The following is a 6770-nucleotide window of genomic DNA, read 5'->3' as shown; positions in this document are numbered from 1 at the left end:
TACCGGTCCCTCAGCGCGTATCTCTTCGAGCGCTCCGGCGTGATCGACTTCTTTCACGGTCAGCTCAAGGACGCGGTGGGGCAGCGATATCTCCAAGCGCCAAGCCGCCGCGAGGCGGTCCATCAGGCGATCGCCGACTACCTGGAAGGGAGGTGGAGAGAGCCGTATGCGCGCGCCCTCGATGAACTCCCGCACCAGCAGATGAAGGCAAGAAACTGGCAGGCGCTGGTCGGCATCTTGTGTGACCTGCAATTCATCGAGTCGAAGTGCCAGGCGGCAATGACCTACGACCTGGTCGCAGATTATGACTCCGCGTTGACGGCGGAAGATCTTGACGTTGAATCGCGGTCCGGTCTGGAGGACTTTGCCCGCTTTGTGCGTGCCCAGAGTCACGTGCTCGCCAGGAATGCGGCGCTCACCTTTCAACAGGCCGCCAACCAGCCGGATTCGACGGCGCCTGCCCGCGTGGCGCACGCCCGCATGGATGCGGGACTGGAGGCGCGCCCCTTTTTCCAATATGTGAACAAGCCTCAAGCACGCTCGGCTTGCCTGATGACTCTTGTGGGCCACACGGATGAGCTGGGGGCATGCGCCTTTTCCCCCGATGGCCGCCGCATCGTGTCGGCTTCAAACGATCATACTCTCAGGCTTTGGGATGCCCAGACAGGAGCCCACCTGGCCACCCTTGCGGGCCACACGAGCTCGGTGGAGGCGTGCGCCTTTTCCCCCGATGGCCGCCGCATCGTGTCGGCTTCTGATGATCAGACCCTGAAGCTCTGGGATGCGCAGACAGGAGGCCACCTGGCCACCCTTGCGGGCCACACGAGCTCGGTGGAGGCGTGCGCCTTTTCCCGTGATGGCAGCCGCGTTGTTTCGGCTTCCGCTGATCAGACCCTGAAGCTTTGGGATGCGCAGACAGGAGCCCACCTGGCCACCCTTGCGGGCCACACGAACCTGGTGGAGGCGTGCGCCTTTTCCCCCGATGGCCGCCGCATTGTTTCGTCTTCCGCTGATAAGACCCTGAAGCTATGGGATGGTCAGACAGGAGTCGAACTGGCCACCCTTGCGGGCCACACGCGGGATGTGACGGCGTGCGCCTTTTCCCCCGATGGCACACGCGTCGTTTCGGCTTCCGAGGATAAGACCCTGAGGCTTTGGGATGCCAAGACAGGCGCGGAACTAGCCACCCTTGCGGGCCACACGGGTTGGGTGGACGTATGTGCCTTTTCCCCCGATGGCAGTCGCATCGTGTCGGCTTCCTGGGATAGTACCTTGAAGCTCTGGGATGCGCAGACTGGATCCGAACTGGCCACCCTGGCGGGTCACACGCGGGAAGTGACGGCGTGCGCCTTTTCCCCCGATGGCCGCCGCATCGTTTCGTCTTCCAGGGACGAAACCCTGAAGCTCTGGGATGCTCAGACCGGAGCGCACCAGGCCACCCTTGCGAGCCACATAGATGTTGTGTTGGCGTGCGCCTTTTCCCCCGATGGCCGCCGCATCGTGTCGGCTTCCATGGATTCAACCTTGAAGATCTGGGATGCTGAGACGGGTGCCGGACTGGGTATTCTCGCGGACCACACGGACTTGGTAACGGCGTGCGACTTTTCCCCGGACGGTCGCCGCATCGTGTCGGCTTCCGCTGATAGGACCCTGAAGCTCTGGGATGGTCGGACAGGAGCCGAACTGGCCACCCTTGCGGGCCACACGAGTCCGGTGGAGGCGTGCGCCTTCTCCCCCGATGGGAGTCGCATCGTGTCGGCTTCATGGGATAGGACCCTGAAGCTCTGGGATGCCAAGACTGGAGCCGAACTGGCCACGCTTGCGGGCCATAGGAATGTGGTGAGGTCGTGCGCCTTTTCCCCCGATGGCGCACGTATCGTGTCGGCTTCTCGGGATAGAACCCTGAAACTCTGGGACGCTCAGACAGGCGCCGAACTGGCCACCCTTGCGGGCCACACGCGAGAGGTGACGGCATGCGCCTTTTCCCCCGATGGCCGCCGCATCGTGTCGGCGTCGCAGGATCACACCCTGAAGCTTTGGGATGCCAAGACAGGCGCCGAACTGGCCACCCTTGCGGGCCACACGAGTTCGGTGGAGGCGTGCGCCTTCTCCCCCGATGGCCGCTGCATCGTTGCTGGTGGCAGGGATAACACCATGAAGCTCTGGGATGCTCGGACAGCAGCCGAACGGGCCACACTTGCGGGCCACACCGATTGGGTTCTGGCGTGCGCCTTTTCCTCCGATGGCCGCCGCGTCGCCTCGGCTTCCCGGGATTCGAACCTCGTGCTTTGGGATGCCGAGACAGGAGCGCAGATTTGGGAATATGAACTCGAAGGCATGGGCACCGCTATAGCTTGGAGCCCCAGGGGCGGTGATCTAGCGGCAGGCAACAGCTTAGGCCACCTCCTGATTCTGCGGCTCCAGAACCTGCCCTGCGGTCCTGTCGTCGTGACCCCGTGGCAGCACAATCCACGTCGTTGGATTCCTTCGAGGCGCCTTCATTCTGGCTGTCCGCTCTGCGGGGTGTGGTCCGATGTGGCCGCATCCGCGCTCGGCACTGTGATTGCGTGCCCCCACTGCGGCGGCAGCGTCAGGCTCAATCCTTTTACGATCGATGCCGACTGGCGCCGGATCGCTGCAGCCTGGAATGCGACAGCGAGTGAGGAATGATGCGGACGTGTTCGAAGAGGTGCGCGGCGCCGCGGTGACAAACGTGCGGGACATGGACATGGGCTGATGCTTGCAGCGGGGCACTTGCGTGTCCTCAAAGAGAAGAGGTCATCGGAGCGTCTGATCCGGAAAGAAGGACACGCTCGACTTGAGGAACGGTGTGGTTTTCGCTACGAGGCTACCCGCCCCCGCAGGAGAGAAGACGATGACATGCGCGCGCCTCGTTCTGGCAACCACCATGCTGTACGTCGCGGTGCCGTGCGCGGTGACCCAGCCAACCCCAACTGGCGCCATTCCGATGCGGATTTCGTGGAGTGAGCTCAACCAGGACGGTTATGCGCAGGTGACGTTTGTCAACGACTCGCCACTGATGGTGACGGCGTGGGCGTTAAATGCGACTGTGACGAGACCTGATGGGACTACCGTGACTCATCCTTCGTCGAAGACGGATACGATCGGCATGATGGCGAGCGTGAGGTTGGGACGCAATCTCCCCGCCGTCGGTCCGCTGCTCCGTCCGGCCACACCCTACACGCATCCCGTACGGGTGGATGATCCGGCGAAGGTGCTGCAATTCTCACTGAGCGTCGATGCGGTTGTCTACGAGGACGGCACGGTGGTGGGTAACAGGTTGGCCGTGGCGATGTTGTTGGCCGCACGCGAAACGGACGCGACAAACACGGAGACGTGGCGGGCGGTAATTCAGTCGGCCATCGACGCGCCCGATCGAGATAGCGCCGTCGGCATCCTCAAGCAGGCGATCGAAGGCGGCGCGCCGGCTCAGCGCATGTCCTTCACGCTGAAGGGCATGGCGCAGAGCGCGGTCTCCCAACGGGCCAACGATAAGATGTTCACGGCCACGCTGGCCGAAGCGCTCAAGACCGCCGACGTCTATGTCACTGAGTGCCGCCGACACCTCAATCCGGGCCAGACGAGGTAGCCCGCGCGCCTAGTGCGATCCGCAGGCCGCAGACATTGGCGCCGCTCTGAACTGGTGCTAGTTCTGGCCCCTTCGCAATGGTCCGGAGACACGGCGTCGAGATGATCCCGCATGGCGGCTGCGGGCGGAGTGTGCTACAACTTCGGCGGACATGACGGTTACCGAATTCATCGCGAAATGGCGGCGGGTCGATCTGAAGGAGCGTTCTGCGTCGCAGCAGCACTTCCTCGACCTGTGCGCGCTCGTCGGCCACCCGCCACCGGCTGAGGCGGATCCGACTGGCGTCGACTTCTGCTTCGAGAAAGGCGCCAGCAAGGCGAGCGTCGATGGTCCGTGGGCGAGACTGGTCAGAGATCCGAACAGCGATGGTATCGGCACGGCGCGCCACGTCCGTCTGGTGCCAATAGACGAGAAGGCCGGACTGGCCCTGAAGAAGCGCACACTGACGAACCTCTACAACGAGCGCCCGACGTGGCTCGCTAACGCACACCGGACGTTGGACGACGCGGTGTTCGTCGCCTACGGCTGGCCGCCGTCGCTCACCGATGATGAGTTGCTGGCGAAGCTGCTGGAACTGAACCTCGCGATGAGTTCCGCGGACGCCTCAATCTAGGCCAGACGAGGTAACCCGCGCGTGTGTCCGCGTGTGAGATAGCGGATCGTTCCCCGCGGGGCGCCGGGCACGCGGTGCGGGCGTGCCGCCCGGCGGCAGGTTTGTGGCCAACGCGGCGTGGTCTCTCGCGTCTAGCGTCCTGCATTCTGCATCGCCGCCCACAGCGCCGACTTCATCTGATCGGAGCCCGTAAAGAGGGCATTCGGCTGGCGGCGGTACGCCAGCAGGCCGTTGTAGATGGACGGCCCGATGTTGAGGTTGACGCCCATGCCGGCCAGATACTGCAGCCGCAGATTCGAATCGTGCGTGATCGCCGCGTCCTTGAGCCAGGGGCCAAGGTCGCGCGCCTGTCCGGCGTAGGTCGCAAACAAATCGATAATCGAGTTGACGCCGATCTCTCGCAATGAGGTTGCCACGGTGGCGTATTCCGGACGGTGCAGCCGCGATTCGACCTCGTCGAGATTGATCACGGTCGGCTCGACCTGTCCCATCAACACGAGATCGTAGCCGCCGCCCTGGTAGGTGTTGCCCCAGACCACGCCGTTCGGGAAGGCCTCGAAGAAGGTGGCGAGTTCGCTCTTGACCGCTTCTTCATTGCTCCAATACAGCTGCACGAACAGCGTCACCACGCCGCCGGGATTCAAGTGCTGTTTGACCAGCTCGAAGAACTCCTTGGTGTAAAGCATCGCCGCGCCTTTGACCCACGGATCGAGCGGGTCCGACGTGACGGCGTCGAACTTCTCATTGCTCGTCAAAATGAAGTGCCGCGCATCGTCTATCCGAACCGTCGTCTTGGGATTCCTGACGACGTCATAGTTGTACCGGCTGAAGTAGGTGGAGACGGTCCGCGGCACGAGCGGTTCGATTTCCGCGATCGTGAGGCGCTCCACTCGCGGATCGACCGACACCGCACCGGCGGTGACGCCTGCGCCGCAGCCAATCACGAGGACGGAACGCGGGTTGGCAGGGACGAGAGTGGTCATGTGCCCGAGCAAGCGCTGGAGCCGCATGTCCTGGGCCTCGCTCGATGCCTGGACCTTGCCGGCATTGTGGTAGTTGAGCGTGCCGTCGGAAAGCCGTGAGACCGCGACCGACGCATTGATCCCTTCGCCGACGTAGAACACATCCGCCTGACCGACGCGCGTGGCCGAGTACCGGCCGTACGCCACCAGCAGGCCGGGCAATTCGTGCACGGCCAACACCGCGAGCAGTGTTGAGCCGACCCCGATCAGTATCGCGTCAGCAGCGAACCGCAATCCTGCGCCCTGGGGTTGGTCCTTCCCGGTCGGCATCAGGACGAGCAGGGCAGACAGGGCAGTGAACAGGATCAACACCTGCTGTGCGTGCTGGCTACCGAGCCAGACAACCAGGAGGAGGCCGCCGACAAGCGATCCGAGGATCGCGCCAACCGTATTGGCGCCATAGAGACGTCCGACCAACTGGGCCGGATCATGTCCAGGCTTGGCAACCGACGCGAGCGCGAGTGGGAAGCTTGCGCCCCACAGGATTGCACCCGGAAGGACGACCCACAGGCACCGGACAAAGTCGATCTGGAAGTTGAACCATGGATTCTTTGCAATCGACGGATCAATCGGCCAATACGGCATCGAGTCGGTCAGCATGTAGGCGGCCCAGGCGATCGCAACGCCGAGCAGCGCCTGGCACCATCCGAACACGATGCGCGGCCGCGACACCGTGCGGCCGAGCGCCGATCCGATGCTGCTGCCGATGCCGAGGCCGACCAGAAACGCCGCCAGGATCAGTGAGAAGGTGTAGGTGGTTGCGCCGAAGAGCAGCGAAAGATATCGCGTCCAGATCACTTCCGCGGCCAGGGCCGTCATGCCCGACAGCCCGATCGCGATATGGAGGGCTGTCGACCCCGCGACGGATTCCGGGGCCGTCGTTGGCGTCGCCGGCTCGTCGACCTTGATCGTGTAAGAGAGCCCCCAGGCGACCAGTGCCACGGCAGCGTTGATGGCGACGGCGGCATAGGTGGCCGTCGGAATGTCGTAGACCCGCAGCAGATAGAACCCCGCGAGGAGGCTGCCGAGCACGGCGCCGAGGATGTTGCCGGCGTAGAAGAACCCCAGCCAGGACACGCCGACCGGCGTCGTCTCGACCGAGCGAGAGAGTGCCGGCAGCGTCGCGCCCATCAGTACGGTGGGCGGCAGGAGGCAGATGCCGGCCGCGAGGCCGCGCAGGATGAGGCCCCAAACACCAGACCCGGCCCACGACGTGTAGACGCCGCTCACGAGCGGCATGCCGAACAGCACGAGCAGCCCGATGGCGCCGATGCCGAGTTCGAGCACCGCGTACACCTGCATCGGGTGATGTTTGGCGGACACGAACCGGGAGAAGGTAAAGCTCCCAAGGCACAGGCCGCCCATGAAGGTGCCGAGCAGTACGGCCAGCGAGACCGACGAGGAGCCGATGACCAACTGCAGCAGTTGGAACCACACCACTTCGTAGACCAGGGCGGCGCAGCCGCTGGCGACGAAGAGCAACAGGAGGACGGGGAGAATCCGGCGCGAGTGCATCGACAATACC

The 6770-nt window shown here is 63.9% G+C and carries 3 protein-coding genes and 1 pseudogene; 3 read left to right on the top strand and 1 reads right to left on the bottom strand.

Annotation, left to right across the window (positions count from 1 at the left end; translation table 11 throughout):
• From NT151_11250 to NT151_11240, 3 genes and pseudogenes are all read left to right on the top strand, one after another.
• Nucleotides 1–2670, top strand: a 2670-nt coding sequence (locus NT151_11250) for a hypothetical protein (protein ID MCX6539489.1), incomplete at its 5' end; no start/stop codon positions are given.
• 205 nt (nucleotides 2671–2875) lie between these two features.
• A complete protein-coding gene (locus tag NT151_11245) occupies nucleotides 2876–3610 on the top strand; it encodes a hypothetical protein (protein ID MCX6539488.1) in 735 nt (244 codons plus the stop codon).
• A gap of 391 nt (nucleotides 3611–4001) precedes the next feature.
• Nucleotides 4002–4223 (top strand): annotated as a pseudogene (locus NT151_11240) (hypothetical protein).
• A 131-nt stretch (nucleotides 4224–4354) separates the two neighbouring features.
• On the opposite strand, the gene NT151_11235 reads toward NT151_11240, so the two are convergent.
• A complete protein-coding gene (locus tag NT151_11235) occupies nucleotides 4355–6760 on the bottom strand; it encodes a fused MFS/spermidine synthase (protein MCX6539487.1) in 2406 nt (801 codons plus the stop codon).
• Nucleotides 6761–6770: the final 10 nt, after the last annotated feature.

The organism is Acidobacteriota bacterium (genome assembly GCA_026393675.1).
In the GTDB taxonomy this organism is placed as follows: domain Bacteria; phylum Acidobacteriota; class Vicinamibacteria; order Vicinamibacterales; family JAKQTR01; genus JBAXOX01.
This window is presented reverse-complemented; position numbering and strand designations above follow the sequence as displayed.